Consider the following 25,091-nt stretch of genomic DNA (forward strand, 5'->3'; position numbering starts at 1 on the left):
CACCAGGCAGGTGCACGCGATGCCAAGTGGCCGTAGATCAGCGGCTCCTTGCCGGCCCGGCGGCCATAGCGCGCTCGAACCTCCTCGGAGGTGAAGGCCAGCCAGACGCCGTCAGCCCGGCTTCGAGACGTACGGGCATGATCGCTCTCATGAAGCTACCCGCGCCGGACACGATGACGGTACGGCTCTCAAAGTGGATCAGTGCCCGGCCAACTCGTCGGGGTACGGGTAATCCCACGCTGAACGAGGGCTCCGGCACATCGGCACCAGCCCTCCTGCCTGATCACCTCGTACGCCACCCCTACGACCAGCGGTGACCCAAGGTCCACAGGCTTGGAAAGCGGGTGTGGGCCACCTCCACCACGGAGGTGGCCTTCGGCGTTTCACGCCGGTCAGGGCATGTGGGCGATCAGCGACTTCGGGGCGATCTGGCGGTAGGCGTCGGCGACGATCTCCGCGACCTCCGTCCAGTCCACCTCCACGTCCAGGTAGACCCCCAGCCACCCCCGGTGCCCCACGTACGGCGGGCGGAAGAAGCGCTCCGGGTCCTCGGCCACCAGCTCCCCCTGCGTCCCGGGAGGCGCGGCGCACCAGAAGGCGAGCCGGTCGTCGTGGTGGTGGTCGGCGAACATCACGAACGTCTTCTTCCCACGGACGAACCAGGTCGGCTCCCCGTGGCTGGGCCGTTCGGTGACCTCCGGCAGCGCGAGGCAGAGGGCGCGCAGCCGTTCCAGGGCGTCCATGGCGGGGGCGTCAGCCGGTCAGCGTGAGCGGGTTGACCAGGTCGGCGTAGACCAGCAGGCCGGCCATGATCATCATGGCGAACGCGATCACGTACGTCAGCGGCAGCACCTTGGCGATGTCCACGTAGGCCGGCTCCGGCCGCCGCATGACCTTGGCGTAGGCCCGCTTGATGCCCTCCCACAGCCCGCCCGCGATGTGGCCGCCGTCGAGCGGCAGCAGCGGGATGAGGTTGAACATGCCGATCGCCAGGTTGAACCCGGCCAGCAGGTTGACGAAGAAGGCGATCTTGTTCGTGTTGGACAGGTCGGAGGCGAGGATCTCGCCGCCCAGGCGGCCCGCGCCGACCACGCCTACCGGGCCCTCGGGGTCGCGCGCCTCGCCAGAGAAGGCCGCCTGCCAGACGCCGACCATCTTCTGCGGCAGGTTGACGATCGAGCCCGCCACCCGGCCCATCAGCCCGCCCATGTAGCCGATCACCTGGCCCATACTCTGCTGCTGCATGACCTCCGTGGGCCGGACACCCAGGAAGCCGACGTTCTTGTCGATCTTCTTCGGGTCCTGCGGGTTGGGCCGGTCCTGGGCGATGAGTGTGACGTTGAGGGTCATGGGCTTGCCGTCGCGGACGATGCCGAGCGCGACCGGGCCGGCGCCATGAGAGCGGATCAGGCGGGTGGCGTCGTCCCACGAGCCGATCTTCTGGCCGTCGAAGGAGACCATGCGGTCGCCGCCCTTCATGCCTGCCAGGGCGGCCGGGGTGGACTGGTCGGTGGGCTTGCACGTGTTGCGGTGCTCCGAGATCGGGATCACGCATGTGTCGGTCTCGGGCGACACGATCGGGGCCAAGGTGGGCAGGCCGATGCCGACCAGCAGGACGCTGAAGAAGACGAACGCGAGCACGAAGTTCATCGCCGGACCGCCGGACATGATGATGACCTTCTGCCACCACTTCTTCCGGTAGAAGACCCGGTCCTCGTCGCCGGGGCGCACCTCCTCCTGCGCCGCTTCGCGGGCGGAGTCGATGAGGCCCTGGAACGGCCCCGTCGAGGCGCTCCTGAGCTTGGTCGGGTCGTCACCGGGGCGCGGCGGCAGCATGCCGATCATGCGGATGTAGCCGCCGAACGGGATCCACTTGATGCCGTACTCGGTCTCGCCCTTGCGCCGTGACCAGGCGGTCGAGCCGAAGCCGACCATGTACTGGGTCACCTTGACGCCAAAGATCTTGGCCGGCACGAGATGTCCTATCTCGTGCAACGCGATGGAGAACATCAGCCCGAGGAGAAAGAGGATGATCCCCACGATGTAGAGCCAGTTCATCTATGCGCGCTCCGTAGCCGACGACAGGGGTGGACGAACCGTCCGACAGCCCCAGGGTAGTCGAACAACCCCCGCTCCACGGCTTGCATGCCATTTGGAGAGGATTGACAGTTCGCTATCAAACAATCACTCTGGGTGACGACGGAGGGGGTCGACTTGATTCAGATTCTGATCGCCGAGCACCTGCCCTTGGTCCGCCGCGGACTGCTCGCAACCCTGGAGGCCGAGCCTGATCTGCGCGTCGTCGCCGAGGTCGGCTGTCCCGAGGCGGCGGTGCGGGCGGCGCTGGCGTACGGGCCCGACGTGGCGGTCGTCGACCTCGACCTGCCGGGGCTGCCGGTGGCCGTCCAGCTCGCCGAGCTGGCGCCGCGCTGCGGGGTGCTGATGCTGTCGGCCCGCCCCAACCCCGGGCAGGTGCGCAAGGCTCTGGCGGGGCCCGCGCTGGGGTTCATGAGCCTGTGCGTGGGGCCGGAGCGCCTCGCCGAGGGAGTGCGCCAGGTCGCGGAGGGCGGCCGGGCCATCGAGGCGGAGCTGGCCGTGGCCGCGCTCCAATGCGCGACGAACCCGCTGACCCGCCGGGAGCTCGACGTGCTGCGGATCGCCGCGGGCGGCGCGCGTTCCACGGAGATCGCCGACCAGCTCTTCCTGTCGGTGGGCACTGTGCGTAACCATCTGTCGCGGATCATGTGCAAGACGGGCGCCCGCAACCGTCTCGACGCCGTACGCATCGCGAGCGACTCCGGGTGGATCTGAGACGGGTCCGGCGGAGCCGCGCCGCTCCCCCGGGCCCGAACCCCTAGAGGATCTCAGCAGCGCGAGGACGCCGCCAGTGAGCACGATCACGACCGCCCCGTGTGAAACGTCACCGATCTAGGGCCGCCAGATCAGCACCAGCGCGCAGTCGTCGTTGTGGCCCGAGGACATGGCGTTGACCAGGGCTCTGGCGCCGTCGCGGAAACCGGACGGCAGCAGCCGCTCCGCCTCCCCGAGCAGCCGGTCGAGCCCGGCGTCGATGTCGCGGCCCGGCTGCTCGATCAGCCCGTCGGTGTAGAGCAGCAGCGCGTCACCCTTGCGCAGGGTGCCGCTGTCGGGCTCGCAGTGCAGGTCGGGGACGACGCCGAGCACCACGCCCTTGGCCGTGGCCACCTGCCAGTTTCCGGTGCCCGCGTCGAACTTCACCACCGGCGGATGACCGGCCGAGGTGATCGTGTAGTCGCCGGTCTCGAGGTCGAGGCGTACGTGCACCGCGGTCACGAAGCCCTCGTCGCCCCGCTGCCGGTGCAGGTAGGTGTTGCACGCGGGCAGGAAGTCCTCGACCGAGCCGAGCAGCCCGCCGAACGTGCCCGACAGCAGCAGCGCCCTGGTGCCCGCGTCGACCCCCTTGCCCGACACGTCGACCAGCGCGATCTCCACGGAGTTGCCGTCGCGCATGGAGACCAGGAAGTCACCGCCGAACGAGGACCCGCCCGCCTGCTTGAGCACGACCTTGCCGCCCCAGTCTTTCGGCAGCGCGGGCAGCTCACCCTGGCTCCTGAGCCGGTCGCGCAGCTCCAGCAGCATCGCGTCGCCGCGCAGCCCCTGGACGCCCAGCTTGCCCCTGGTGCGCGCCATCAGCACGGCCAGCACAGTGGTGAACCCGATCGTCACCATGAGCCCCAGCCCGACGCGGCCCACGCCCAGCGTGATCGCGATGTAGCCGAGCGCGGCCCCGACCCCCACCAGCAGCTTGACCAGGCTGCGCAGCCGGAGCTGGAGCCCGCCGATCAGGGTGACCAGGATGAGCAGCGACGGCGAGAAGAATTCGGTCGAAACCTTCGCCGCCAGGAACCCGATGACGAGCGCGAGCGTGGTCAGCGCGACGAGCAGGTTGCGGTCGCGGGCCAGCGGGCCACGCCGGACGAACCGCACGGCAGCCACCAGAAACGGCACCCGCACCAAGACCGCGCGGACCCGTGGCGGGATCAGCGGCGCCGGACGGGTACTCATGATGGGCCTGACTGTATCGGTCTGACCCGTGTTTGGGCAGCCCACTTGACCAAGGCCTTGATCATTAAGCACGTATATTGGGTGGCCGTCCCCCTTTGCCCGCTCCTACCGTGGACAGATGACGTATCCGATCCGTCCGATTGACGAGTCCGAGTGGCCGGTCTATTTCCCGGTCCTCGAAGAAGCGTTCGGCTGGACTCCGCACCCCCAGCAACAGGAACGGTTCAAGGCGGAGACCGAGTTCGATCGCACGCTGGCGGCCTTTGACGGCGATGTCATCGTGGGCACCGCCGCCGTCCTGAGCCTCACCATGACCGTCCCCGGCGGCCGGCTCCCCGTCGCGGGCGTGACGAGCGTCAGCGTGCTCCCCTCGCACCGCCGCCGCGGCATCCTGTCCGCGCTGATGCGCAGGCAACTGGCCGACATCCGCGAGCGCGGCGAGAGCGTCGCCGCGCTCTCTGCCTCCGAGGCGGCCATCTACGGCCGGTACGGATACGGCAGGGCCTCGCACGAGCTGTCGTTCCGCATCAACAAGGCCGGCTCCGCGTTCGTCGGGAACGCCCCCGTGGACCCGTCGCTCAGGCTCAGGGTGGCCACGCCCGCCGACGTCCGCGCCGACCTGGAGCAGGTGTTCGCCTCCGTCGCGACCCGCCGCCCGGGTCGCTATGACCGCCAGTCGCACACCTGGGACGCGGTGCTGGCCGACGAGGAGTTCGACCAGCGCGGCGACGGGCCGCTGCGCTCGGTGCTCGCCGAGGACGACGACGGCGTGCGCGGCTACGCGCTGTTCCGGATCAACGGGTCCTGGGACGCCAACGGCGTACCGGACAAGAGGCTGAAGCTGCAGGAGCTGGAGGCGACCGACCCGGCGGCCTACGCCCTGCTCTGGCGCAACATCCTCGACCGCGACCTCGTCTCCAAGATCGAGGCGGGCGGCAGGCCGGTGGACGACCCCCTGATCGCGCTGATCGCCGACCAGCGCCAGCTCCGCGCGACCTGGGCGGACGAGCTGTGGGTACGCGTGGTCGAGGTCGACAAGGCGCTGACCTCGCGCGCCTACTCGGCGCCGGTGGACGTGGTGATCGAGGTCGAGGACGACGTGTGCCCGTGGAACGCCGGGCGCTGGCGGCTCACCGCCGACCCGACCGGCGCCGAGTGCAAGCCGGTCGAGGACGAGCCGGACGTGACGCTGCCGGTGGCCGCGCTCGGCTCGGCCTACATGGGCGACGGCCTGCTCGTGGAGTCGCTGGAGGCGGGCCTGCTGCGCGAGCACTCAAGCGGCTCGGTACGCGCGCTGGCCACCGCGATGTCGTGGAGCCCGAAACCGTGGTGCGGCCTCATCTTCTGATGAGCCTGGCGTAAGGTCGAAGGCATGGCATTGCAGAGCCTGCAGATCACCGCGACCATCGCCATGCGTGCCCGCGACGTGTCGAAACCGTCGAAGGAGCAGCAGGAGGCCGCCGACCGGCGGCCTCTGCGCGACGAGATGCCCAAACGCGACGTCAAGCGCAAGGGCTAGGGCAGCGAGGGCAGCTGACCGATCGTCTCGTACGTGGTCAGCTGCGCGATGCGCCTGCTGTGGCGCTCGCTGCCGGTGAACACCGTGGTCAGGAAGACCTCCACGAACCTGGTGGCGTCCTCCGTGGAGTGCATGCGCGCGCCGATGCTGACCACGTTGGCGTTGTTGTGCTCGCGGGCCAGGCCGGCCGTCTCCTCACTCCAGGCCAGCGCGGCGCGGATGCCGCGTACTTTGTTGGCGGCGATCTGCTCGCCGTTGCCCGAGCCTCCGATGACCACCCCCAGGCTGCCGGGGTCGCCCGCGACGCCCTCGGCCGCGCGCAGCACGAACGCGGGATAGTCGTCCTCGGCGTCGTAGACGAAGGGACCGCAGTCGGTGACCTCGTGACCGTGGTCTTTCAGCCAGGACACGAGGTGGTTCTTGAGCTCATAGCCGGCATGGTCGGCACCGATGTAGACACGCACCCGCCCAGTCTTCCACAGCCCCCGCGAATGAGCCTCGCTGGCTAGAGTAAGGACCTCTACCGTTGTCCAGTCCTTACGAAAGTAGATGTCCATGCGTGAGATCCGTGTCATCGGCGATCCGGTCCTGCGCACGCCCGCCGATCCCGTGACGGATTTCGACCGCGAGCTGCGCCGGCTGATCGACGAGATGTTCCAGGCGATGTACGCGGTCAACGGCGTGGGCCTGGCCGGCCCGCAGATCGGCGTGTCGCGCCGGCTGTTCGTGTACGACATCGCCGGGCGCAAGGGTCACGTGCTCAATCCGGTGCTGACCGTCGACGACCCGGAGGAGGTGACGGACGAGGAGGGCTGCCTGTCCGTGCCCGACCGGCAGACGGGGCTGCCGATCTACGCCCCGGTGGCGCGGGCCGCGGGCGTGACCGTCGAGGGGATCGACAGGCTCCAGCGTCCGGTACGGATCAAGGCCCGCGGATCGCTCGCGCGCTGCTTCCAGCACGAGACCGAGCACCTCGACGGCAAGCTGTACGTCGATCGCCTGCCGCGAAACGAAGCCCGCAAGATCATGCTCCGAGCATAGGTTGGGCGCATGAGCATACTTTCCGGGAAAGGCGCGTTGGTCACAGGAGGATCCAGGGGAATCGGCAAGGCCATCGTGGAGCGGCTGACCGCCGACGGGGCAGAGGTCGTCTTCTGCTACGAGCGCTCGACCGAGGCCGCGGAACAGGTCGCCAAGGAGACGGGCGCGCACGCCGTACAGGCCGATCTGGGCAGCAAGGAGGATCTGGCACGGCTGTTCGACGAGGCCGGGTCGCGGCTGCCCGGGCTCGACATCCTGGTCAACAACGCCGCCGCCGTGCTCGGGCAGAAGCCCATGGCGGAGATCACGGACGAGGAGTACGAGCGGGTGTTCGCGGTCAACACCCGGTCGGTCTACCTGGCCATGCAGTGGGCCGCGCGGGTGATGCGCGACGGCGGGCGCATCATCAACATCTCCACGCTCAACACGCAGGTGCCCGCTCCCGCTCTGACGCTCTACTGCGGCAGTAAGGGGGCCGTCGAGCAGTTCGCCAAGGTGGCGGCGCGGGAGCTGGGCGGGCGCGGGATCACCGTCAACGTGGTCTCGTCCGGCGCCACCGACACGGACATGCTGCGGGGCGCCAACCCGCCGGAGGCGCTGGAGCAGACGGCGGCGATGACGGCGCTGCGACGGATCGGGCAGCCCGGCGACATCGCCTCCGTGGTCGCCTTCCTGGCGGGGCCCGACTCGCGCTGGATCACCGGCCAGAACCTCAACGCCACGGGCGGCCTGCTCATCTGACCCACCTCTCTCCCCGTCGGCGCCGCCCCTCACCCACGCAACCCGGGGGGCGGCGCCCCTCATGGATGCCACACCCGGCGCGGCGCGCGGCGGGGGGCGGGGCCTCAATAGGGCGACCCAAGCGCGGCGTGGCACGCACCGGGCCGGGCTCGGGACGGCTCGGGACGGCTCGGGACGGGCCAGCGGCACGGGCGTGACACGGGTGGGCGCGGCGCGGCTCTCGGAGCGCGCCTTCACGGCGATGTGGTTGGCCGGGCGGCGGGCGGGCGGACGTGCAGGGTCGCCGGGGCGTTCGTCGGGCCGCGGGCAGCCCCACGACCCGATGGGCCGACGGAGCCGCCGGCACGGCGTTACAGTTGCATCGCCTTGGTCTCGAGGTATTCCTCCAGGCCCTGCTCCCCCAGCTCCCGCCCCACCCCCGACTGCTTGTAGCCGCCGAAAGGCGCCAGCGGGTTGAAGCGGCCGCCGTTGATGGCCACCTGCCCCGTGCGCAGCCGCCGGGCGACGGCGATCGCGCGGTCCTCGGTGGCCGCCCAGACCGCTCCGGCCAGGCCGTACTTCGTGTCGTTGGCGATCGCGACTGCCTTGTCCTCGCTCGTGTACGGGATGAGCGACAGCACCGGCCCGAAGATCTCCTCCTGCTCGATCGTCATCCCCGGCTCCACCGCCGCGAACACGGTGGGCTCCACGTAGTAGCCGCGATCGAGGGGCCGCTCGGTGCCGCCGGCCACCAGCCGGGCGCCTTCCTCCTGGCCCCGGTTGATGTAGCGGACCACGCGGTCGCGCTGGGTGGCGGAGACCAGCGGGCCGATCTTGGTGGAGTCGTCGAAGGGATCGCCGACGGTGTAGCCGCGCGCCGCCTCGACGGCCAGGCGGACGGCCTCGTCGTACTGGTCGCGGTGGACGATCATGCGGGTCCACGCCGAGCAGGTCTGGCCGGCGTTGACGAAGCAGTTGGCGACGCCGACCTTGACGGCCAGCGCCAGATCGGCGTCGGGGAGGATGATGTTCGCCGACTTGCCCCCGAGCTCGAGCGCGACCCGCTTGACGGACTCGGCGGCGAGCGCGGCCACCCTGCGCCCGGCGGCGGTCGAGCCGGTGAAGGAGACCATGTCCACCTCGGGGTGGGCGGCCATGGCCTCGCCGACGACCGGGCCGCGCCCGCTGACCAGGTTGAACACGCCCGGCGGCAGGCCCACCTCGGCGAAGATCTCCGCCAGCGCGTACGCCGCCAGCGGCGCCACCTCGCTCGGCTTGAGCACCACGGTGCAGCCGGCGGCCAGCGCGGGGGCCACCTTGCAGATGATCTGGTGCAGCGGGTAGTTCCACGGCGTGATCGCGGCGACCACCCCGATGGGCTCCTTGACCACCATCGAGTTGCCGACGCGCGACTCGCGGGGGTGGGTCTCGGCGAGCTGCGCGTAGGAGGACAGCACGGTCGCCGGCATGAGCGTCTGCACCCTGCGCGCGAAGCCCAGCGGCGCGCCCATGTCGGTGGCGATCGTCTTGGCGATCTCCTCGGAGCGCTGCTTCAGCAACTCGGCGGCGTCGCCGAGCAGCTTGCCGCGCTCCGAGGCGGTGGTTTCCGACCAGCCGGGGAAGGCCTTTCGAGCGGCGCCCGCGGCCGACTCGACGTCGTCGGGAGATCCCGCGGGCACGCGGTCGATGATCTCTTCCGTGGCCGGGTTGACGACGTCGATTGACTCGTCCGACGCAGAAGCGGTCCAGGAGCCGCCAATGTACAGCTGACGCATAGCACCATCCTGTCAGGAGCTCAGGTGGCGGTGACGAGGCTTGCCCTGATGCGGGGATAAGTCTTCTACACCGCAAGCAGCGTTCTTCCGTCAGCGTACGATGATTGACCCCTGGAAAATGAGAGAGTTAGTCGAATTCGGGGCGCTTGGTCCGGCTGCGCTTCAGCTCGAAGAAGTCCTCGAAGGACGTGACGGCGAGCACGCCGTCCCAGAGCCGGCCCGCGTCCTCACCCCTGATGATCTTGGTGATCACCGGTCCGAAGAAGGCGTTGGCGCCGACCCGGATGACCGGAGTGCCGACCTCCTGGCCGACGAGGTCGATGCCCTCGTTGTGGGAGGTGCGGATGGCCTCGTCCCATTCGTCCGAGTCGACGGCCTCGATGAGCTCCTTCTCGAGCCCCGTGGCCTCGAGCGCGCTCTCGATGACCTCGCGCAGGCGCTCCGGCTCCCTGCCCAGGCCCTGGTTGTGCAGGCGGGTGCCGAGCTCGGTGTAGAGCGGGCCGAGGATCTGCTCGCCGTGCTTGGCGGCCGCGGCGGCGACGACCCGGACAGTGCCCCTGGCCCGCTCGGTCGACTTGCGGTACTCATCCGGGATGTCCTTGTCCACGTTGAGGACGTAGAGGGACATGATGCGCCAGCGAGGCTCGATGGGACGGACCTTCTCAACTTCGAGAAGCCATCGTGACGTGACCCATGCGAAGGGGCAGGCAGGATCGAACCACAGATCCACGGGAATCTTTTCGCTCATGTGGACCCGTAACCTGAGGTGGATCGGGTCCTATTCCCAGCGTGGCACGATACGGACAAAGTTCGATGAAGTGGTGAAAAGGAGCGCAACTTGGCAGGCAATCTGACCCGGGACGAGGCTCGTGAGCGCGCCCGGTTGATGAAGGTCGAGTCGTACGAGGTCGCACTCGATCTGACCGAGGGAGAGGAGCGCTTCGAGAGCGTCACCACCGTCCGTTTCACCAGCACCCGGCCGGGCGCGTCCACCTTCATCGACCTGCACGGCGCCCACGTGCGCAAGGTGACGCTCAACGGCGAGGACCTCGACGTGTCCGCCTACGACGAGGAGAAGGGCCGCTTCCCGCTCCCGTCACTGGCCGCGGCCAACGAGCTGCGCGTGGACGCCGACTGCAGCTACATGCGCACCGGCGAGGGCCTGCACCGCTTCGTCGACCCGGTGGACAAGAAGGTCTACCTGCACAGCCAGTTCGAGACGGCCGACGCGCACCGCATGTACGCCTGTTTCGACCAGCCCGACCTCAAGGCCACCTTCCAGCTCACCGTGCTGGCCCCGGCCGACTGGGAGGTCGTCTCCAACGCCGCCGCCTCGGCGGTCGAGGAGCTGCCGGAGCAGGGCGGCAGGCACGGGGCGGTGGCCCCGGCCAGGCGGTGGGAGTTCCCGCCCACGGCGGTCATCTCGACGTACATCACCGCGCTGGTGGCGGGCCCGTACCACAAGGTGACCTCGGAGCACGACGGCATCCCGCTGGGGATCTACTGCCGGGCCTCGCTGGCCGAGCACCTCGACGCCGACAACATCCTCGAGGTCACCCGGCAGGGCTTCGACTTCTTCCACAAGGTGTTCGGGGTCCGCTACCCGTTCGGGAAGTACGACCAGTGCTTCGTGCCCGAGTTCAACGCCGGCGCCATGGAGAACGCGGGCTGCGTGACGTTCCTGGAGGACTACGTCTTCCGCTCCCGGGTCACCGACGCGGTGGTCGAGCGGCGCGCCGAGACGATCCTGCACGAGATGGCGCACATGTGGTTCGGCGACCTGGTCACCATGCGCTGGTGGGACGACCTGTGGCTGAACGAGTCGTTCGCCACCTACATGTCCGTCCTGGCCCAGGCCGAGGCCACCAGGTGGGGCAAGGGCGCGTGGACCACGTTCGCGAACGTGGAGAAGGCCTGGGCCTACCGCCAGGACCAGCTCCCCTCGACCCACCCCATCGCCGCGGACATCCCGGACATGCAGGCGGTCGAGGTCAACTTCGACGGCATCACGTACGCCAAGGGCGCCTCGGTGCTCAAGCAGCTCGTGGCCTACGTCGGCCTGGACAACTTCCTGGCCGGCGTACGCGACTACTTCGCCGAGCACGCCTGGGGCAACACCGAGCTGAAGGACCTGCTCAACGCCCTGGAGCGGACCTCGGGCCGTGACCTTTCGTCCTGGTCGAAGGAGTGGCTGGAGACGTCCTGGGTCAACACGCTGCGCCCGGAGTTCGAGGTGTCCGACGGGCGGTTCACCAGCTTCGAGGTGCTGCAGGAGGCGCCCGCGGAGCACCCGACGCTGCGTTCGCACCGGGTCGCGGTCGGCCTCTACTCGCTGGTGGGCGGCGAGCTGAAGCGGACCAAGCGGGTCGAGCTGGACGTGGTCGGCCCCCGTACGAGCGTGGCCCAGCTGGTCGGCGAGGAGCAGCCGGACCTGGTGCTGCTCAACGACGACGACCTCACCTACGCCAAGATCCGCCTCGACGACCGCTCGATGCGGACGCTGGTCGACGGCGGCATCGCGGCGTTCACCGAGTCGCTGCCGCGCGCCCTGTGCTGGTCGGCGGCCTGGGACATGACCCGTGATGGCGAGATGGCCACGCGTGACTACGTCAGGCTGGTCGTCTCCGGCGCCGGGACGCTCAAGGACATCACTGTCCTGCAGGCGGTGCTTCGCCAGGCGCGCATGGCCGTCCAGCAGTACGCCGACCCGGCCTGGCAGGCCGAGGGCCTGGCGCTGCTGGCCGCGGAGCTGCGCAAGCAGCTCGGCCAGGCCGCGGGGGGCTCCGACCACCAGCTCGCGTTCCTGCAGGCGTTCGCGCCGGTGGCCACCTCCGACGCGGACCTCGACCTGCTGCAGCGCATCCTCGACGGCTCCGAGGTGCCCGAGGGCCTGAGCGTGGACGCCGACCTGCGCTGGTCGCTCGTGCACGCGCTGGTCGCCGGCGGCCGGCTGGGCGAGGCCGACATCGACGCCGAGCTCGAGCGGGACCCTACTGCCACGGGTGAGCGGTCGGCGGCGCAGTGCCGGGCCGCGATCCCGACGGCCGAGGCCAAGGCCGCCGCCTGGGAGCGGGTCGTGGGCGGCAAGCTGGCCAACCACATCGCCCGTACGACGATCTCCGGGTTCCAGGAGCCGCACCACACCGAGCTGCTGAAGCCGTACCGGGAGAAGTACTTCGCCGAGGTGGGACGGATCTACCGGGAGTGGACGTTCGACCAGGCGTCGACGTTCGCGGTGGGGTGTTTCCCCGCCCTGCTCATCGAGCCGGAGACGGTGCGGGCCGCGCAGGACTACCTGGAGGCCGAGCAGCCGCCGCAGGCGCTGCGGCGGCTGATCCTGGAGGGCGCCGACGGCGTCAGCCGGGCGCTGCGCAACCGGGAGAAGGACGCCGCGTCCGCCTGACGCGCCGTTTCACGGAGGACCCCTGCCACCGGCGGGGGTCCTTTCGCGTTTCCGGGGGTTGACAGGCACGCGAACCAAGGGGGATATTTCGGGACTAACTTTACTTCTGAAGAAAGTCCCTCATCGCATGGTAAGCACCGATCGCGGAGACCTCACCCGGACGGCGATCCTCGCCCTGCTGGGCACGGTCGGGCCGCTCAGCCGCAGCGAGATCGCGCGCCGGCTCGACCTCAGCCCGGCCACCGTCACGCAGCTCACGCGGGAGCTCATGGGGCACGGGATGCTCGAGGAGCTCGACCTGACGCCGTCGCGCGGCGGGCGGCCCGCCGTGCGGCTGGGGCTGGTCGGGAGCGCGGGGCGGGCGCTGGGCGTCAAGGTGACAGCCGAGCACCTGGTGCTCGTCGACGTGCGGCTCGACGGGGAGGTGCTGGGCTCGTGGGAGCGGCCCTTCGACCCGTCCGCGCCCGACGCGCTCGACTCGCTGGCGGGGGCGATCTCGTCCGTGGTGGCGGAGAGCTCGGCCGATGAGCGGACGCCGCCGCTGCTCGGGATCGGGGTCGGGGTGCCGGGCAGCGTGGACGACCAGGCGGCCGGGACGGTGAACGCCCCCACGCTCGGGTGGCGGGCCATGGCGGTGGGCGACTGGCTGCGGCGCCGGCTCGAACTGCCGGTGCTGGTGGAGAACGACGTGAACGCGCTGGCGGCGGCCGAGCGGCTGTACGGGCGGGGGCGTACGCACCGGGACTTCCTCGTGGTGACGATCGGGCGCGGCGTGGGCGCGGCGATCGTGGCGGACGGGCGGGTGTACCGGGGGGCGCGCGGCGGCGCGGGCGAGTTCGGCCACCTGCCGGTGGACCCCGGCGGGCCGGTGTGCGGATGCGGGGCCCGGGGCTGCCTGGAGGCGTACGTCGGCGCCGCCGGCCTGCTCGCCGCGGCCCGGGCCAAGAACGTCCACCTCGATCTGCCGGCGCTCGGCCGGGCCGCCGCCGGGGGCGACTCGGGGGCGCGGGAGGTGTTCGCCGAGGCCGGGGCCATCCTGGGGCGGGCCACCGCCGGGCTCATCAACGTCGTCGACCCCGAGGTCGTGGTGGTGCTCGGCGAAGGGACGGCCGACTGGCCGCTCTGGCGGGCGAGCTTCGACGCGGCGCTCAGGGCGCAGCTCTACCCGGGCCGGCGCGACATCTCCGTCGAGGTGGAGAGCTGGGACGACACGAGCTGGGCCCAGGGCGCGGCGGCCCTGGTGCTGGCCACCCCGTTCGACGCGGCGGGGGCGGCGGGCGAGCAGGGCCGCCTGGTGCGGGCCCGCCTGATCGGGGCGACGCCGTGACCCCCATCCAGGGCCCGCCCAGGAAGGGCTGGCGGTACGGGGTCACCGTCGCCGTGTTCCTGCTCCCCAGCCTCGTCCCCCTGACCCTCTACACGCTCATCCCGATGCTGGGCTCGTTATGGACGAGCCTGCACGAGTGGGACCTCATCACGGACATGCGCTGGGTCGGCCTGGACAACTACGCCGAGCTGATCGGCGACCCCGAGACCCGGGCGGCCTTCCTGCACACGCTCTCCTTCATCGCCGGCTATCTGCCGCTCGTCTACGTCGGCGGGCTGGGCCTGGCCGTGCTGCTGAACCGGGCGATGCGGGGCCGGAGCCTGCTGCGCGGCATCTACTTCCTGCCGGTGATCACGAGCTGGGTGGTCGTCGCGCTGATGTGGAAGTGGCTGCTCAACCCCGCCGGCGGCGTCGTGAACTGGGCGCTCGGCCTGCTCGGGATCAGCGGCCCCGGCTGGTGGACCGACCCGGACTGGGCGATGCCGTCGATCATCCTGGCCTCGGCCTGGAAGGACCTGGGCTTCGTGATGATCATCCTGCTGGCCGGGCTGCAGGCGATCCCCCGCGAGTACCAGGAGGCCGCCATGGTGGACGGCGCGTCGGCCTGGCGCAGGTTCCGGCACATCACGCTGCCGCTGCTGTCGCCTTCGACGTTCTTCGTGGTCGTGATCTCGCTGATCAACGGCTTCCAGGTCTTCGACCAGGTCAAGATCATGACCGGCGGGGGTCCCGGGGGCGCGACGCAGGTGGTGGTGTCGCAGATCTACGACCTGACCTTCAGGTACGGCAGGGCGGGTGCGGCCTCGGCGCTGTCCTGGCTGCTGTTCGCCGTGATGCTGCTGGTGACCGTCGTGCAGATCCGAGGTCAGAAGCGGTGGGTGACCTATGGGTAGCCGAGGATGGATCCGCAGCGAAGCGAGGACATCCATCCGAGTCCGCCGAGCGGAGCTCGGCCAGATAGCACGCTACCTGCTGGTCGGGCTGGGTGCGCTGGCGATGTTGTTCCCGTTCGCGTGGGCGGTGATCACCTCCGTCACGCCCGGTGACGCGGTGCTGGCCGTGCCGCCCGACTTCACGCCCGAGGGCGCGAGCCTCGACGCGTACGGCAAGCTGCTGGAGACGTTGCCGTTCTGGCGCATCGTGCTCAACAGCGCCTGGATCGGCGCCGCCTCCACCGCGCTGCAGCTCGTCACGAGCGCGATGGCGGCCTACGCGTTCGCCCGGCTGCCGTTCCCGGGCAGGGGCGCGCTGTTCGCGGTCTATCTCGCGACGCTGATGATGCCGCTGCCGGTGCTGGTCGTGCCGCTGTTCATCGAGATGCGCACGTTCAACCTGGTCGACACGTATTTCGCGCTGCTCGCGCCGACGATCGCCTCGGCGTTCGGGGTGTTCCTGCTGCGGCAGGCGGTCAACCAGGTGCCGCGGGAGTTCGACGAGGCGGCGGTGCTGGACGGGGCCGGACATTTCAAGATCTTTCTGTACGTGGTGCTGCCGCTGATCCGCCCGGCGCTGGCCACGTTCGCCATCTTCGGCTTCATGGCCAGCTGGAACAGCTACCTCTGGCCGCTGATCATCATCAAGTCGCCCGAGTTCATGACCCTCCCCCTGGGCCTGGCCACGCTGCACGGCCAGTTCACCACCGAGTGGGACGTGGTCATGGCGGGCTCGGTGGTCAGCGTCGTACCGATCCTCATCCTCTACGTCTTCGCGCAGAAGCACGTCATCGCCAGCGTCGCGCAGAGCGGGCTCAAGTAAAGGAATCCCCCCATGTCCAGACATTTCCTCATCGTCGCGGCGGCCACGGCGCTGCTCGCCTCCGCCTGCTCCCAGGGCTCGGCCACGAAGGCCACGACCGGCGCGGACGGCAGGGTGACCCTGCGGTACTTCACCTTCTCGGCGGCCCCCGACCACGTCAAAGACCTGGACAAGATCGAGAAGGCCTTCGAGAAGGAGAACCCGAAGGTGGACGTGGTCGTCGAGACCGCGCCCTTCGACCAGTACTTCACCAAGCTCCAGACCAGCATCGCGGGCGGCACCGCGCCGGACACCTTCGAGCTCAACTACGAGAACTTCGTCACCTACGCCAGTGCCGGCTCCCTGCTCGACCTCGGCGGCGTGGCGGGCGACGGCGACACCTCGGTCTACGCGCAGGAGTCGCTCAACGCGTTCAAGCGCGACGGCAAGCAGTACGCCCTGCCCGCGTCGTTCTCGACGGTCGTGCTCTTCTACAACAAGGACCTGTTCGAGAAGGCCGGGGTCGCCCCGCCGACGGCGGACTGGACGTGGGCCGACGAGCAGGCCGCGGCCGCGAAGCTGACGGACCGGAAGAAGGGCGTGTACGGCGACTTCCAGCCGGTGCAGTTCTTCGAGTTCTACAAGACGCTCAAGCAGGCGGGCGGCGAGTTCCTGTCGGCCGACGGGAGGAAGGCGGCCTTCGACAGCCCGCAGGGCGTCAAGGCGGCGCAGTGGCTGGTCTCCAAGGTGGGGAAGACCATGCCGACCGAGGCGGAGATCGGCGGCACCGCCGACTACGACACGAACCTCTTCAAGTCCGGCAAGCTCGCCATGTGGCACAACGGCATCTGGCAGTTCGCGGGGCTGAAGGACGTGCCGTTCGCGTGGGACGTGGTCGTCGAGCCCGGTGACGCCGCCAAGGCCAGCGCGGTCTTCCACAACGCGGTCGCCGCCTCCGCCACCACGAAGCACGCCAAGGAGGCGTGGGCGTGGGCCCGCTTCCTGTCCTCGTCGGACACCGCGGCCACCACGCGCGTCGAGTCCTCCTGGGAGCTGCCGCCGGTCGCCGACCAGCAGGTGCTCGCCGGCTACCTCAAGGACCCGAAGCCGGCCAACCGGCAGGCCGTGTTCGACTCGCTCAAGTCCATCGCGCTGCCGCCGGTCATCAAGCGGCAGCAGGAGATGCAGGACGCGGTGACCAAGCAGCTCGGTGAGGCCGCGGCCGGGCGCAAGCCGGTGGCGGACGCGCTCAAGGCCGCCGCCGCCGACGTGAACGCCCTGCTCGGCTGATCATTAGGAGAGTTCTCGTTGTCCCTCGTCGCGCACAGCCTCGACGTGATCAAGAGGTTGCAGTCCCCCACCGGGGCCTATCCGGCCTCGCCCACCTTCTCCGCCTACCGCGGCTACTCGTGGCTGCGGGACGGGGCCTTCATCGCCGAGGGGGTGAGCAGGCACGGCGACGTGGCCGGGGCGGACGCCTTCCACGCCTGGTGCGCCCGTACGGTCGGCGACCGGGCGGGCCAGGTGGACGCGCTGGTCTCGCGGGCCGCCCGGGGCGAGGCCGTACCGGTCGCGGAGATGTTGCCGACCCGCTTCACCCTCGACGGGGTGGACGGGGACGACGACTGGTGGGACTTCCAGCTCGACGGGTACGGGACGTGGCTCTGGGCGCTGCGCGAGCACTCCGCGCGGCACGGCAGGGCGGTCCCCGGGGTCGAGAAGGGGGTCAGGGCGACCGTCCGGTACCTGACGGCGTTCTGGCACCTGCCCTGCTACGACTGGTGGGAGGAGCACGTCGAGCAGCGGCACGTGGCCACGCTCGGCTCGATCCACGCGGGCCTGCGGGCCGCCGCCGCGCTCGGCGTGCTGAGCGCGGCGGAGCAGGCGTCGGCCGCCGAGGCGGTCGAGGGCATCGCGGCGCTGGTGGAGCTCGACGGTCTCATCCGGGACGGGTCCGTCGCGGTGCCGGTGGAGCGCGACGGCCCCACACGGGACGGGTCCGGCCCGCCGCGGCTGCGGAAGTGGCTCGGCGGCGACGCCGTGGACGCGAGCCTGCTCGCGTGCGTGGAGCCGTTCGGCCTCTACTCGGCCGCGCACCCCGTCGGGGCGGCCACAGTTGCCGAGGTGGAACGCGTGCTCGCCAGGGACGGCGGGGTGTACCGCTACCTCGCCGACACCTTCTACGGCGGGGGCCGGTGGGTGCTGCTGGCCGGTTTCCTCGGCTGGAACCATGCCCGGGCGGGACGCCCCGCCGAGGCCCGGCGCTACCTGGACTGGATGGCCGCCCAGGCCACCCCCGGCGGTGACCTGCCCGAGCAGGTGTCCGACCTGCTGCTGGCGCCCGGGCGGCGGCAGGAGTGGCTCGACCGCTGGGGGCCCGTGGCCACACCGCTGCTGTGGTCGCACGGCATGTACCTGATCCTCGCCGACGAGTTGGGAGTACACGCATGATCCGGCATCGGCCGCACGGCTCCGGGCACCCGTACACCGAGACCGAGGACCAGCGCGTCCCGGCCAGACCCGTGGACGGGGAGCCGGTGGAGCTGCGGGTGCGGGCCTCGGCGAACGTGACCGCCGTGGTGTGCGAGTGGGCCGCCGACGGCGCGCCGCCGATCGAGCTCCCTCTGACCAGGAGCGACGGCGGTACGCGGGCCGGCGCGGGCGTGGACGGCGGCCATCTCGCCGCCGCCCAGGCCAGGGCCACGCGGGCCGCCGCCGGGTCGTGGGCCGTGCGGACGCCCGCGCTACGGGCCGGGCACCGCTACGCCTACCGCTTCCGCGCCACGGCCGCCGGCGGCGGGACCCGTACCGGCAGGTGGTTCGAGGTGTCGGCGGCGAGCTGGTCGGACGACGGCGGGAAGCTCGACGTCACCGGCGCCGACCGGATCGTCCCGGGGAGCGTGCGGTGGCTGTCGGACGGCGACGGGCCGCTGCGGGTGCGCTTCGAGCTGGAGCTGGGGCCGGAGGAGCACGTCGTGGGGTTCGGCGAGCGGTTCGACGCCGTGGACCAGCGCGGACGCGAGCTCGACGCGGTCGTCTTCGAGCAGTACAAGGCGCAGGGGCGGCACGGCCGCACCTACCTGCCGATGCCGTTCGCGATGGTCGTGGGCGGGCCCGCGAGCTGGGGCTGGCACGTGCGGACCTCGCGGCGCACCTGGTACGACGTGGGAGCCTCGACGCCCGGCCGGGTGCGGGTGGAGGCCGAGGTGGGCCGGGACGGCGAGCTGGGCGTGCGCTTCCACGACGGCGCCGCGCCCGCCGACGTCCTGCGCGGCTTCCTCGACGACGTCGGGCGGCCCACGGAGCTGCCGCCGTGGGTGTTCCGGCTGTGGGCCAGCGGCAACGAGTGGAACACGCAGGAGCGGGTGCTGGCCGAGATGGACCGCCACCGCGAGCACGGCATCCCCGTCGGCGCGCTGGTCATCGAGGCGTGGAGCGACGAGAGCACGTTCACGGCGTTCAGGGGGGCCGAGTACGAGCCCTCCCAGGAGCCGCACCGCCTGGCCGACTACACCTTCCCGCCCGACGGGCCCTGGCCCGACCCCAAGGGCATGGTGGACGAGCTGCACCGCAGGGACATCAAGGTGCTGCTCTGGCAGATCCCGCTGCAGAAGACGCGCCCCCACCCGCGGCACCAGGCCGCCGTGGACGCCGGCCAGCTCGTCGAGCGCGGGTACGGCGTGCGCGAGCCCGACGGCCGCCCCTACCGCAACCGGGGCTGGTGGTTCCCGCTCGCGCTCATGCCCGACCTGTCCTCCCAGGAGGTACGCGACTGGTGGACGGCCAAGCGCCGCTACCTGGTCGAGGAGGTGGGCGTCGACGGCTTCAAGACGGACGGCGGCGAGCACGCCTGGGGCCACGACCTGCGCTACGCCGACGGGCGCGACGGCGCGGCGGGCAACGGTCTGTTCCCCGTCCACTACGCGCGTGCCTTCGGCGACCTGCTGCGGTCGTGCGGCAAGGCGCCGGTGACGTTCAGCCGGGCCGGGTTCGCCGGGTCGCAGCCGCACGGCGCGTTCTGGGCCGGGGACGAGGACTCCACGTGGGAGGCGTTCAGGTCCTCGATCAGGGCCGGGATCACGGCCTCCGCCTGCGGGATCGTCTACTGGGGCTGGGACCTGGCCGGCTTCTCCGGCGAGGTGCCGGAGGCGGAGCTGTACCTGCGAGCGGCGGGGGCGGCGGCGTTCATGCCGATCATGCAGTACCACTCGGAGTTCAACCACCACCGCGCGCCCCTCAGGGATCGCACGCCGTGGAACGTCGCCGCCCGGACCGGGGACGAGCGGGTGATCCCGGTGTTCCGGCGGCTGGCCGAGCTGCGCGAGCGGCTGGTGCCGTACCTGGTGGAGCAGGCTCGTACGGCGGTCGGCGGCGGCGCGCCGCTCATGCGCGGCCTGTTCTTCGACCACCCGCGCGACCCGCGGGTCTGGCGCCACCCCCTGCAGTACAAGCTCGGGGACGCGCTCCTCGTGGCCCCGGTGACCGAACCCGGCATTTCGGAAATTTCGGTCTACCTTCCGGACGGCGACTGGATCGACGTCTGGACCGGGCGCGACCTGGCGGGCGGCCGGGAGGTGACACTGCCCGCCGCCCTCGATCGCCCGCCCCTCACCTGCGCGAAGGAGCACTGGACACGCCTCGCGGGAGTGTTCACCGACTTGCCGAAAGCACGCCGGACACGATGTTAGCCTCGGTAGCGTGCTAGGGGCCGGGACCACTCTCAATGATCGCTACGTGCTCGCCGACCGCCTCGGCGGCGGTGGCATGGGCGAGGTGTGGCGTGCCGACGACACGGTTCTCGGGCGCGCGGTGGCGGTCAAGGTGCTCATGCCCGCGTTGTCGGAAAGCCCGGCGTTCATCCAGCGCTTCCAGAACGAGGCCCGCGCCATGGCCACGCTCCGGCACCCCGGCGTGGTCGACGTCTACGACTACGGCATCTGCGAGGTCGAGGGCCGCCAGGTCAGCTTCCTGGTGATGGAATACGTGCGCGGGGAGTCGCTCGACCGCGTCCTGCGGCGCGGCCCGCTCGGCGCCGAGGCCACCATGCGGCTGATCGCGGAGGTCGGCGACGCGCTGGCCGCCGCGCACGCGCAGGGCATCGTCCACCGCGACGTCAAGCCCGCCAACCTCATGATCAGGACCGACGGCGGCGTGGTGCTCACCGACTTCGGCATCGCCCACTCGGCCTCGGCCGGCCATCTGACGGCCACGGGAACGATGCTCTGCTCGGCCGGTTACTGCGCCCCCGAGCTGGCCACGGCCAGCGACGTGACGCCCTCGGTCGACGTCTACGCCCTGGGCGTGGTGGCGTACGAGTGCCTGACGGGAGAGCTCCCGTTCCAGGGCGACACACCCGTACAGATCATCTTCAAGCACCTCAACGCCCCCATCCCGCAGCTGCCTCACGACGTGCCTCCCGGGCCGCGCCAGGTGGTGGCGCGGGCGCTGGAGAAGACGCCCGACCGGCGCTGGCCGTCGGCCGCCGTGATGGCGGAGGCCGCGCGCAAGGCGATGGACGCCCCGGACCGGCCGCTCGACCGGCCGCTCGACCGGCCGCTCGTGCCGCGCCGCCACCGCACGCTGCGGGCGGTGCTCACCGCGGCCGTCGCGGTGGTCGTCTCGGGGGTGGTGGCGGGGTCCGTCTGGCTGCGCCCGGCCGGCCCGGCGACCACCGTCGACGAGGTGTCGCCCACCGTGGACGCCACCTCGGTCACCGCCACCCCGCCCACGCCGAGCACCAGGAGGCCGTCCACGCCTCCGGCCAGGCGCGCGCCCACCCCCAAGCCGACGGCGACCGGCAGCGTGACGCACGTGCCGAGCCCCAGCGCCTCGGTCTCCGCCACCCCGACCGTGACGCCCACCCCCTCGCCGACCACCTCGGAGCCCGAGCCCACGGCGGAGCCGACCACGGCCGGTCCGGAGGAGCCCCCGACCGCCGATCCCACGATCAGCCACTCTTCCGGCGAGATCCAGTGCATCCGCTCCCCGTGCCCGGGATGACGGTCTTTTGCGTGTCCTCAGCCGCTCGCCGATCGTGAGAGAGTCGTCGGGTGGACTCGACTCGTGACCTGCTTGTCGCCCTGGCCCGCCGCTATGCCTTCGCCGATCTCGGCGCGCTCGCGCCGGCCGCGGAGGTCGCCGAGGTCTGCGAGTTCGGTCACCGGTTGCTCTCGCTCGACGCCGAGGACTTCGCGGCCGAGGCGAAGGGCGTCCCGGCCGACCTGCGGCGGCGCGCCCGGGCCTGTCACATGCCGCAGACGCCGCGCGAGCAGCCGCGTGGGGCGCTGGAGTCGCTGCGGCCCGCGTACGGCCTGCTGCTCGAGGTGATCGCCGCACGGTGGCACCGGCGCGAGCTGAGCCCGATGATCGCCGCGGTCCACATCGCCAGCGAATACCTGCCGCTGCTGGCGTTCGAGCCCCAGCTCGGCCATGCCGGCGACCCGGCCCGCTGGCCCGAGGGGCTGAGCGCGCCGGGCAGCCGTTTCGGCGTGATCGGCGACCGGGAGTGCGACCACACCAAGTCCGAGCAGTCCGCCACCAACCGGACGCTGCGGGTGTCCCTGGAGCCGGGCGAGGGCTGGCGCGCGTACTTCGACCGGCAGCACAGCCAGGTCGCCGGCGCGCTCGCCGTCTGCGTCGCCACCTGCCGCAACCCCTGCACGGCCATGGACTGGATCGCGCCCGAGCCGCGCGCCGACCTGCATGTCCGGGCCCGCACGGCGCTCACCTTCGCCGACACCCCCCTCGTCCGGCTGCGGCACGCGGCCCCGGTGGGGCACGGGTTCGGGGTGCCGTCGCCCGAGGAGGTGCTCGACGCCTGGGAGCGCAGCCGCGCAGCCCTCGACAAGAACCCCGTCGGGGCCGCGGCCATGCGGGACGACGGGTTCCCGCTGCCCGGGCTGCCCTCGCTGTTCTCGGCCGTCGCGGCCGCGCCCATCGAGCCCGCGACGCTGCTGAGCGGGGTCAGCGAGCACATCGTCCACCTGCTCCAGCGCCTCTAGCGGCGGGCGGTGGCCTGCTCCCCCAGGGCGCCGATGCCGTAGAGGAGGCCGCCCACCAGATCGCCCACGCTGAACGCCGTCGCCATCGACATCGCCGTGAGCCGGCAGGAGCCGTCCGTCAGCCGCCTGCGGGCGTTCTCCCCCGTCACGATCTCCAGCGCGCGGCCCTTCAGGTCGACGAGGAGCACCACGGCGTCGCCGGCCTCCTCGCCCAGGGCCGCGTGCAGGCGTTCGGCGAAGTGGCGGCGCGAGCCCACCGGATCCCCCAGGAACACCCCGAACCGCAGCCCGCTGCGCCGCTCGGCGGTGTGCAGGGCGCGCCTGACGTCGTCGGCCTGTGCGGCCGTCAGTCCTCGCATCGTCACATCACCATCCCGCGGAAGCCCCGCCGAGGTGTCCGCCGGGCTCGGCCGTCTCGGCGGCGGCCACCCAGTCGCGCTCCGGGACGTCCGCCCAGTGCGCCACCCGGTCGGCCAGCACCAGGTCCGAGGTGCTCACGCCACGCTCGCTCCTGGACGGGCCGCCCAGCCACACCGGGCCGGACTCCACCCTGCGCTGCGCGCTGCGCCCCGGCAGCAGGACCAGCAGGCTGATCACGATGAACAGCCCGAACGACACCCCGATGAGAAAGAGCAGAATCTCGCCTGCGCTGTGCACACCTTGAACGTAATCCCGATGTGAGCAGCGGGCCAGACCCCACCTGGGAGTGTCCACCAGGTAAGATCTTTTTTGAGACGACATCTCTAGAGAAGAACGTAGAACATACCCCGAAAACATGCGTGGAACACGATGAGCTGGGCCATAAAACTATGGACAGGGCAACACTAGGAATCGTTCCGATCTCCGAGCTACGGTGAGTTACGTGGACTCCGACATCCAGCGTGAAGACGGTCACAGTGCGTCACCAATCTGGGTGAACGACCGGCCAGAGAGCGAGCAGACCGCTGCCGCGAAGCCTTCGGCGCCCACCTCCACGTACGCGCCCGTCGAGCGCGCGTCCGTGCGTAGCCTGCTGCAACAACCGCAGTTCCACCGCCTGCGCAACCGCGCGCTGGTGGGGATCGGCGTCGCGGTGGTGGTGGGCTTCCTCGTGAGCGACTGGCGGCTGGGCGTGACCGCGGGTGTGATCGCGGCCGTCGCCGAGGCGGTCTATCGCTCGCGATCCCATTCGTCCGTGCCCGCCTGGCGGCGCACATCCGTGGCGGAGCGCCGCACCGAGGCGCAGCTGCGCAAGCTCGAACGCAGCGGCTATCGCACGCTCCACGCCAGGGCGATCCCCAACAGCGAGGCCCAGATCGACCATCTCGTGGTGGGCCCGACCGGCGTGTACGCGGTCGACTCCGAGAAGTGGGACAAGCGGCTCCCGGTGCGGGTGCAGATGGGCAAGAAGCTCTTCCACGGCCCCTTCGACAAGAAGGCCCGCCTCACCGAGGCGAAGTGGGAGGCGTCGCAGGCCAGCGAGCTGATCACCCAGTCGTTCGGCCGCGAGGTCTCGGTCGTGCCCTCGCTCGCCATCTACGGCCCGCCGGTGCCGTGGAAGATCATGACCATCCGCGGCGTGGACGTCTACCAGGGCGACCGCGCACGCAAGTGGATCACCAAGCGGGAGCGGGCCCTGACCGACGGCGAGATCGACCGGATCTTCGACATCGCCGCCCAGGTCCTGCCCGCCCGCTACGGCGAAGACTAGGCCCCGGCCCGGGCATACCCGTTCGATATGGCGGGGTCCGGGCCGACGGTCATTCCCCAGCCCCGCCGGGCTCGTCCCCGCGGGGCTTCTCCACGCCCGAGGCCACGCCCGAGGCCAGGCGCGCGCCGAAGTCGTCCAGGGCCACGGCCAGGTCCGCGCTCGGCGGGAGCGTCTGCGGCAGGCGCGAGTACACCGCGGTGCCGAACCCGGCGACGCGGACGATGTGGTCGATGAGCGCCTCCCTGTCGCGCGGCCACGGGAACGACGGCTGGGCGATCAGCAGCGAGACGCAGCCGTGCACGGCCGACCACATGCCCAGCGCGAGCTCCTCGGGGTCGCCCTCCAGCACCCGTGTCTCCACGCAGGCCGAGACCGCGTCGACCATGTGACGGAAGCACTCGGCGGCGGCCGGCGGCACGCCCGGCCCGGCCGTGGCCCGCATCATCAGCACCCGGTACTGCACCGGATGTTCCAGGGCGAAGCGGGCGTAGGCGCGCCCGCACCTGTCCAGGGCCAGGAACGGGTCGCCGCCCAGGTTCTCCCTGAACATCCGGCCGAACTCGCCCCAGACCCGCATGCAGACCGCCTCGACCAGCGCCTCCTTGTCGGCGAAGTGCAGGTAGACGGAGGGCGTGGAGACGCCGGCCCGCAGGGCGACCGCGCGTAGCGTGAGCGCGTCCTCGCTGCCGGACTCGGCCATCAGGTCCTCGGCGGCCCGCAGGATCTCCTCGCGCAGCAGCGCTCCCTCTCCGCGCCTGGCGCGTACGCGTCTGGTGGTCATGGGTCTCAGGTTGACGCCGTCAGGTTAACGATGTCAATCTGAGGCTCTGGGGAAGG

At 71.1% G+C, this 25,091-nt stretch carries 24 protein-coding genes; 15 read left to right on the plus strand and 9 right to left on the minus strand.

Annotated elements, in window-relative coordinates; genetic code table 11:
* Nucleotides 1-392: 392 nt before the first annotated feature.
* On the minus strand, nt 393-743 hold the full coding sequence (locus tag AB0J87_RS52165) for an MmcQ/YjbR family DNA-binding protein (RefSeq protein WP_363980631.1): 351 nt from the start codon (nt 741-743) through the stop codon (nt 393-395).
* A gap of 10 nt (nt 744-753) precedes the next feature.
* Nucleotides 754-2,058, minus strand: a complete 1,305-nt coding sequence (locus AB0J87_RS52170; RefSeq protein WP_363980634.1) for a site-2 protease family protein — start codon at nt 2,056-2,058, stop codon at nt 754-756.
* Nucleotides 2,059-2,214: 156 nt separating this feature from the next.
* Between AB0J87_RS52170 and AB0J87_RS52175 the strand changes: the two genes are divergently transcribed.
* Nucleotides 2,215-2,811 (plus strand): response regulator transcription factor, encoded by a 597-nt coding sequence (locus AB0J87_RS52175; RefSeq protein WP_350731497.1) that lies wholly within the window; start codon nt 2,215-2,217, stop codon nt 2,809-2,811.
* A 117-nt stretch (nt 2,812-2,928) separates the two neighbouring features.
* Here the strand turns inward: AB0J87_RS52175 and AB0J87_RS52180 are convergent, their stop codons facing one another.
* Nucleotides 2,929-4,044: a PP2C family protein-serine/threonine phosphatase gene (locus AB0J87_RS52180; RefSeq protein ID WP_363980638.1), complete on the minus strand. Its 1,116-nt coding sequence runs from the start codon at nt 4,042-4,044 to the stop codon at nt 2,929-2,931.
* 118 nt (nt 4,045-4,162) lie between these two features.
* On the opposite strand from AB0J87_RS52180, the gene AB0J87_RS52185 reads away from it, so the two are divergent.
* Together AB0J87_RS52185 and AB0J87_RS52190 are read left to right on the plus strand one after the other, a co-directional pair.
* Nucleotides 4,163-5,392, plus strand: a complete 1,230-nt coding sequence (locus tag AB0J87_RS52185) for a GNAT family N-acetyltransferase (RefSeq protein ID WP_363980641.1) — start codon at nt 4,163-4,165, stop codon at nt 5,390-5,392.
* A 24-nt stretch (nt 5,393-5,416) separates the two neighbouring features.
* Complete coding sequence (locus AB0J87_RS52190; RefSeq protein WP_350731502.1) at nt 5,417-5,563, plus strand: hypothetical protein; 147 nt, start codon at nt 5,417-5,419, stop codon at nt 5,561-5,563.
* Here the strand turns inward: AB0J87_RS52190 and AB0J87_RS52195 are convergent.
* Nucleotides 5,560-6,027, minus strand: a complete 468-nt coding sequence (locus AB0J87_RS52195) for a ribose-5-phosphate isomerase (protein ID WP_363980644.1) — start codon at nt 6,025-6,027, stop codon at nt 5,560-5,562. The two genes, AB0J87_RS52190 and AB0J87_RS52195, sit on opposite strands and share 4 nt — an antisense overlap.
* Nucleotides 6,028-6,118: 91 nt before the next feature.
* Between AB0J87_RS52195 and def the strand changes: the two genes are divergently transcribed.
* Together def and AB0J87_RS52205 are read left to right on the plus strand one after the other, a co-directional pair.
* Nucleotides 6,119-6,604, plus strand: a complete 486-nt coding sequence (gene def / locus AB0J87_RS52200) for a peptide deformylase (protein WP_363980647.1) — start codon at nt 6,119-6,121, stop codon at nt 6,602-6,604.
* 9 nt (nt 6,605-6,613) lie between these two features.
* Nucleotides 6,614-7,345 carry an SDR family oxidoreductase gene (locus tag AB0J87_RS52205; RefSeq protein ID WP_363980650.1) on the plus strand — a complete coding sequence of 244 codons (732 nt, stop codon included), beginning with the start codon at nt 6,614-6,616 and terminating at the stop codon, nt 7,343-7,345.
* Nucleotides 7,346-7,695: 350 nt separating this feature from the next.
* Here the strand turns inward: AB0J87_RS52205 and AB0J87_RS52210 are convergent, their stop codons facing one another.
* Nucleotides 7,696-9,099 carry an aldehyde dehydrogenase family protein gene (locus AB0J87_RS52210; RefSeq protein ID WP_363980653.1) on the minus strand — a complete coding sequence of 468 codons (1,404 nt, stop codon included), beginning with the start codon at nt 9,097-9,099 and terminating at the stop codon, nt 7,696-7,698.
* A 127-nt stretch (nt 9,100-9,226) separates the two neighbouring features.
* Complete coding sequence (locus AB0J87_RS52215; protein ID WP_363980656.1) at nt 9,227-9,727, minus strand: disulfide bond formation protein DsbA; 501 nt, start codon at nt 9,725-9,727, stop codon at nt 9,227-9,229.
* Between the two features lie 210 nt (nt 9,728-9,937).
* Here AB0J87_RS52215 and pepN point away from each other — a divergent pair, with 210 nt between their 5' ends.
* From pepN to AB0J87_RS52260, 9 genes are all read left to right on the plus strand, one after another.
* Entirely contained in the window at nt 9,938-12,502 is a 2,565-nt protein-coding gene (pepN, locus tag AB0J87_RS52220) for an aminopeptidase N (RefSeq protein ID WP_363980659.1), read from the plus strand.
* Between the two features lie 127 nt (nt 12,503-12,629).
* On the plus strand, nt 12,630-13,829 hold the full coding sequence (locus AB0J87_RS52225) for an ROK family transcriptional regulator (RefSeq protein ID WP_363980662.1): 1,200 nt from the start codon (nt 12,630-12,632) through the stop codon (nt 13,827-13,829).
* Nucleotides 13,826-14,722 (plus strand): sugar ABC transporter permease, encoded by an 897-nt coding sequence (locus AB0J87_RS52230; protein ID WP_363980665.1) that lies wholly within the window; start codon nt 13,826-13,828, stop codon nt 14,720-14,722. Before AB0J87_RS52225 ends, AB0J87_RS52230 begins: the two co-directional genes overlap by 4 nt.
* A 103-nt stretch (nt 14,723-14,825) precedes the next feature.
* On the plus strand, nt 14,826-15,584 hold the full coding sequence (locus tag AB0J87_RS52235; RefSeq protein ID WP_363980668.1) for a carbohydrate ABC transporter permease: 759 nt from the start codon (nt 14,826-14,828) through the stop codon (nt 15,582-15,584).
* Between the two features lie 12 nt (nt 15,585-15,596).
* The gene (locus tag AB0J87_RS52240) at nt 15,597-16,853 is read left to right on the plus strand and encodes a sugar ABC transporter substrate-binding protein (protein WP_363980671.1); all 1,257 of its coding nucleotides are present in this window, start codon (nt 15,597-15,599) and stop codon (nt 16,851-16,853) included.
* Nucleotides 16,854-16,871: 18 nt separating this feature from the next.
* Nucleotides 16,872-18,014 carry a glycoside hydrolase family 15 protein gene (locus tag AB0J87_RS52245; RefSeq protein ID WP_363980674.1) on the plus strand — a complete coding sequence of 381 codons (1,143 nt, stop codon included), beginning with the start codon at nt 16,872-16,874 and terminating at the stop codon, nt 18,012-18,014.
* Complete coding sequence (locus AB0J87_RS52250) at nt 18,011-20,251, plus strand: TIM-barrel domain-containing protein (RefSeq protein WP_363980677.1); 2,241 nt, start codon at nt 18,011-18,013, stop codon at nt 20,249-20,251. Before AB0J87_RS52245 ends, AB0J87_RS52250 begins: the two co-directional genes overlap by 4 nt.
* 10 nt (nt 20,252-20,261) lie before the next feature.
* Nucleotides 20,262-21,563 carry a protein kinase gene (locus AB0J87_RS52255; RefSeq protein WP_363980680.1) on the plus strand — a complete coding sequence of 434 codons (1,302 nt, stop codon included), beginning with the start codon at nt 20,262-20,264 and terminating at the stop codon, nt 21,561-21,563.
* Nucleotides 21,564-21,613: 50 nt separating this feature from the next.
* Nucleotides 21,614-22,564: a hypothetical protein gene (locus AB0J87_RS52260; RefSeq protein WP_363980683.1), complete on the plus strand. Its 951-nt coding sequence runs from the start codon at nt 21,614-21,616 to the stop codon at nt 22,562-22,564.
* On the opposite strand, the gene AB0J87_RS52265 is transcribed toward AB0J87_RS52260, so the two are convergent.
* Together AB0J87_RS52265 and AB0J87_RS52270 are read right to left on the minus strand one after the other, a co-directional pair.
* Nucleotides 22,561-22,923: a DUF5130 family protein gene (locus tag AB0J87_RS52265; RefSeq protein ID WP_350731525.1), complete on the minus strand. Its 363-nt coding sequence runs from the start codon at nt 22,921-22,923 to the stop codon at nt 22,561-22,563. The two genes, AB0J87_RS52260 and AB0J87_RS52265, sit on opposite strands and share 4 nt — an antisense overlap.
* 7 nt (nt 22,924-22,930) lie before the next feature.
* Nucleotides 22,931-23,221 (minus strand): hypothetical protein, encoded by a 291-nt coding sequence (locus AB0J87_RS52270; protein ID WP_363980686.1) that lies wholly within the window; start codon nt 23,219-23,221, stop codon nt 22,931-22,933.
* Between the two features lie 256 nt (nt 23,222-23,477).
* Here AB0J87_RS52270 and AB0J87_RS52275 point away from each other — a divergent pair, with 256 nt between their 5' ends.
* A complete protein-coding gene (locus AB0J87_RS52275) occupies nt 23,478-24,254 on the plus strand; it encodes a nuclease-related domain-containing protein (protein ID WP_363980689.1) in 777 nt (258 codons plus the stop codon).
* A gap of 49 nt (nt 24,255-24,303) precedes the next feature.
* Here AB0J87_RS52275 and AB0J87_RS52280 read toward each other — a convergent pair whose 3' ends face one another.
* Nucleotides 24,304-25,035, minus strand: a complete 732-nt coding sequence (locus AB0J87_RS52280; RefSeq protein WP_363980692.1) for a TetR/AcrR family transcriptional regulator — start codon at nt 25,033-25,035, stop codon at nt 24,304-24,306.
* Nucleotides 25,036-25,091: the final 56 nt, after the last annotated feature.

The organism is Nonomuraea sp. NPDC049625 (assembly GCF_040675285.1).
GTDB lineage: Bacteria > Actinomycetota > Actinomycetes > Streptosporangiales > Streptosporangiaceae > Nonomuraea > Nonomuraea angiospora_A.

Bases quoted from the DNA above. Each gene is read 5' to 3' on its own strand.
- AB0J87_RS52280 (WP_363980692.1), bottom strand. From the start codon at position 25,035: ATGACCACCAGACGCGTACGCGCCAGGCGCGGAGAGGGAGCGCTGCTG.
- AB0J87_RS52190 (WP_350731502.1), top strand. From the start codon at position 5,417: ATGGCATTGCAGAGCCTGCAGATCACCGCGACCATCGCCATGCGTGCC.
- AB0J87_RS52240 (WP_363980671.1), top strand. From the start codon at position 15,597: ATGTCCAGACATTTCCTCATCGTCGCGGCGGCCACGGCGCTGCTCGCC.
- AB0J87_RS52205 (WP_363980650.1), top strand. From the start codon at position 6,614: ATGAGCATACTTTCCGGGAAAGGCGCGTTGGTCACAGGAGGATCCAGG.
- AB0J87_RS52265 (WP_350731525.1), bottom strand. From the start codon at position 22,923: ATGCGAGGACTGACGGCCGCACAGGCCGACGACGTCAGGCGCGCCCTG.
- AB0J87_RS52170 (WP_363980634.1), bottom strand. From the start codon at position 2,058: ATGAACTGGCTCTACATCGTGGGGATCATCCTCTTTCTCCTCGGGCTG.
- AB0J87_RS52185 (WP_363980641.1), top strand. From the start codon at position 4,163: ATGACGTATCCGATCCGTCCGATTGACGAGTCCGAGTGGCCGGTCTAT.
- AB0J87_RS52215 (WP_363980656.1), bottom strand. From the start codon at position 9,727: ATGTCCCTCTACGTCCTCAACGTGGACAAGGACATCCCGGATGAGTAC.
- AB0J87_RS52235 (WP_363980668.1), top strand. From the start codon at position 14,826: ATGTTGTTCCCGTTCGCGTGGGCGGTGATCACCTCCGTCACGCCCGGT.
- AB0J87_RS52165 (WP_363980631.1), bottom strand. From the start codon at position 743: ATGGACGCCCTGGAACGGCTGCGCGCCCTCTGCCTCGCGCTGCCGGAG.
- AB0J87_RS52180 (WP_363980638.1), bottom strand. From the start codon at position 4,044: ATGAGTACCCGTCCGGCGCCGCTGATCCCGCCACGGGTCCGCGCGGTC.
- AB0J87_RS52250 (WP_363980677.1), top strand. From the start codon at position 18,011: ATGATCCGGCATCGGCCGCACGGCTCCGGGCACCCGTACACCGAGACC.
- AB0J87_RS52210 (WP_363980653.1), bottom strand. From the start codon at position 9,099: ATGCGTCAGCTGTACATTGGCGGCTCCTGGACCGCTTCTGCGTCGGAC.
- def (WP_363980647.1), top strand. From the start codon at position 6,119: ATGCGTGAGATCCGTGTCATCGGCGATCCGGTCCTGCGCACGCCCGCC.
- AB0J87_RS52225 (WP_363980662.1), top strand. From the start codon at position 12,630: ATGGTAAGCACCGATCGCGGAGACCTCACCCGGACGGCGATCCTCGCC.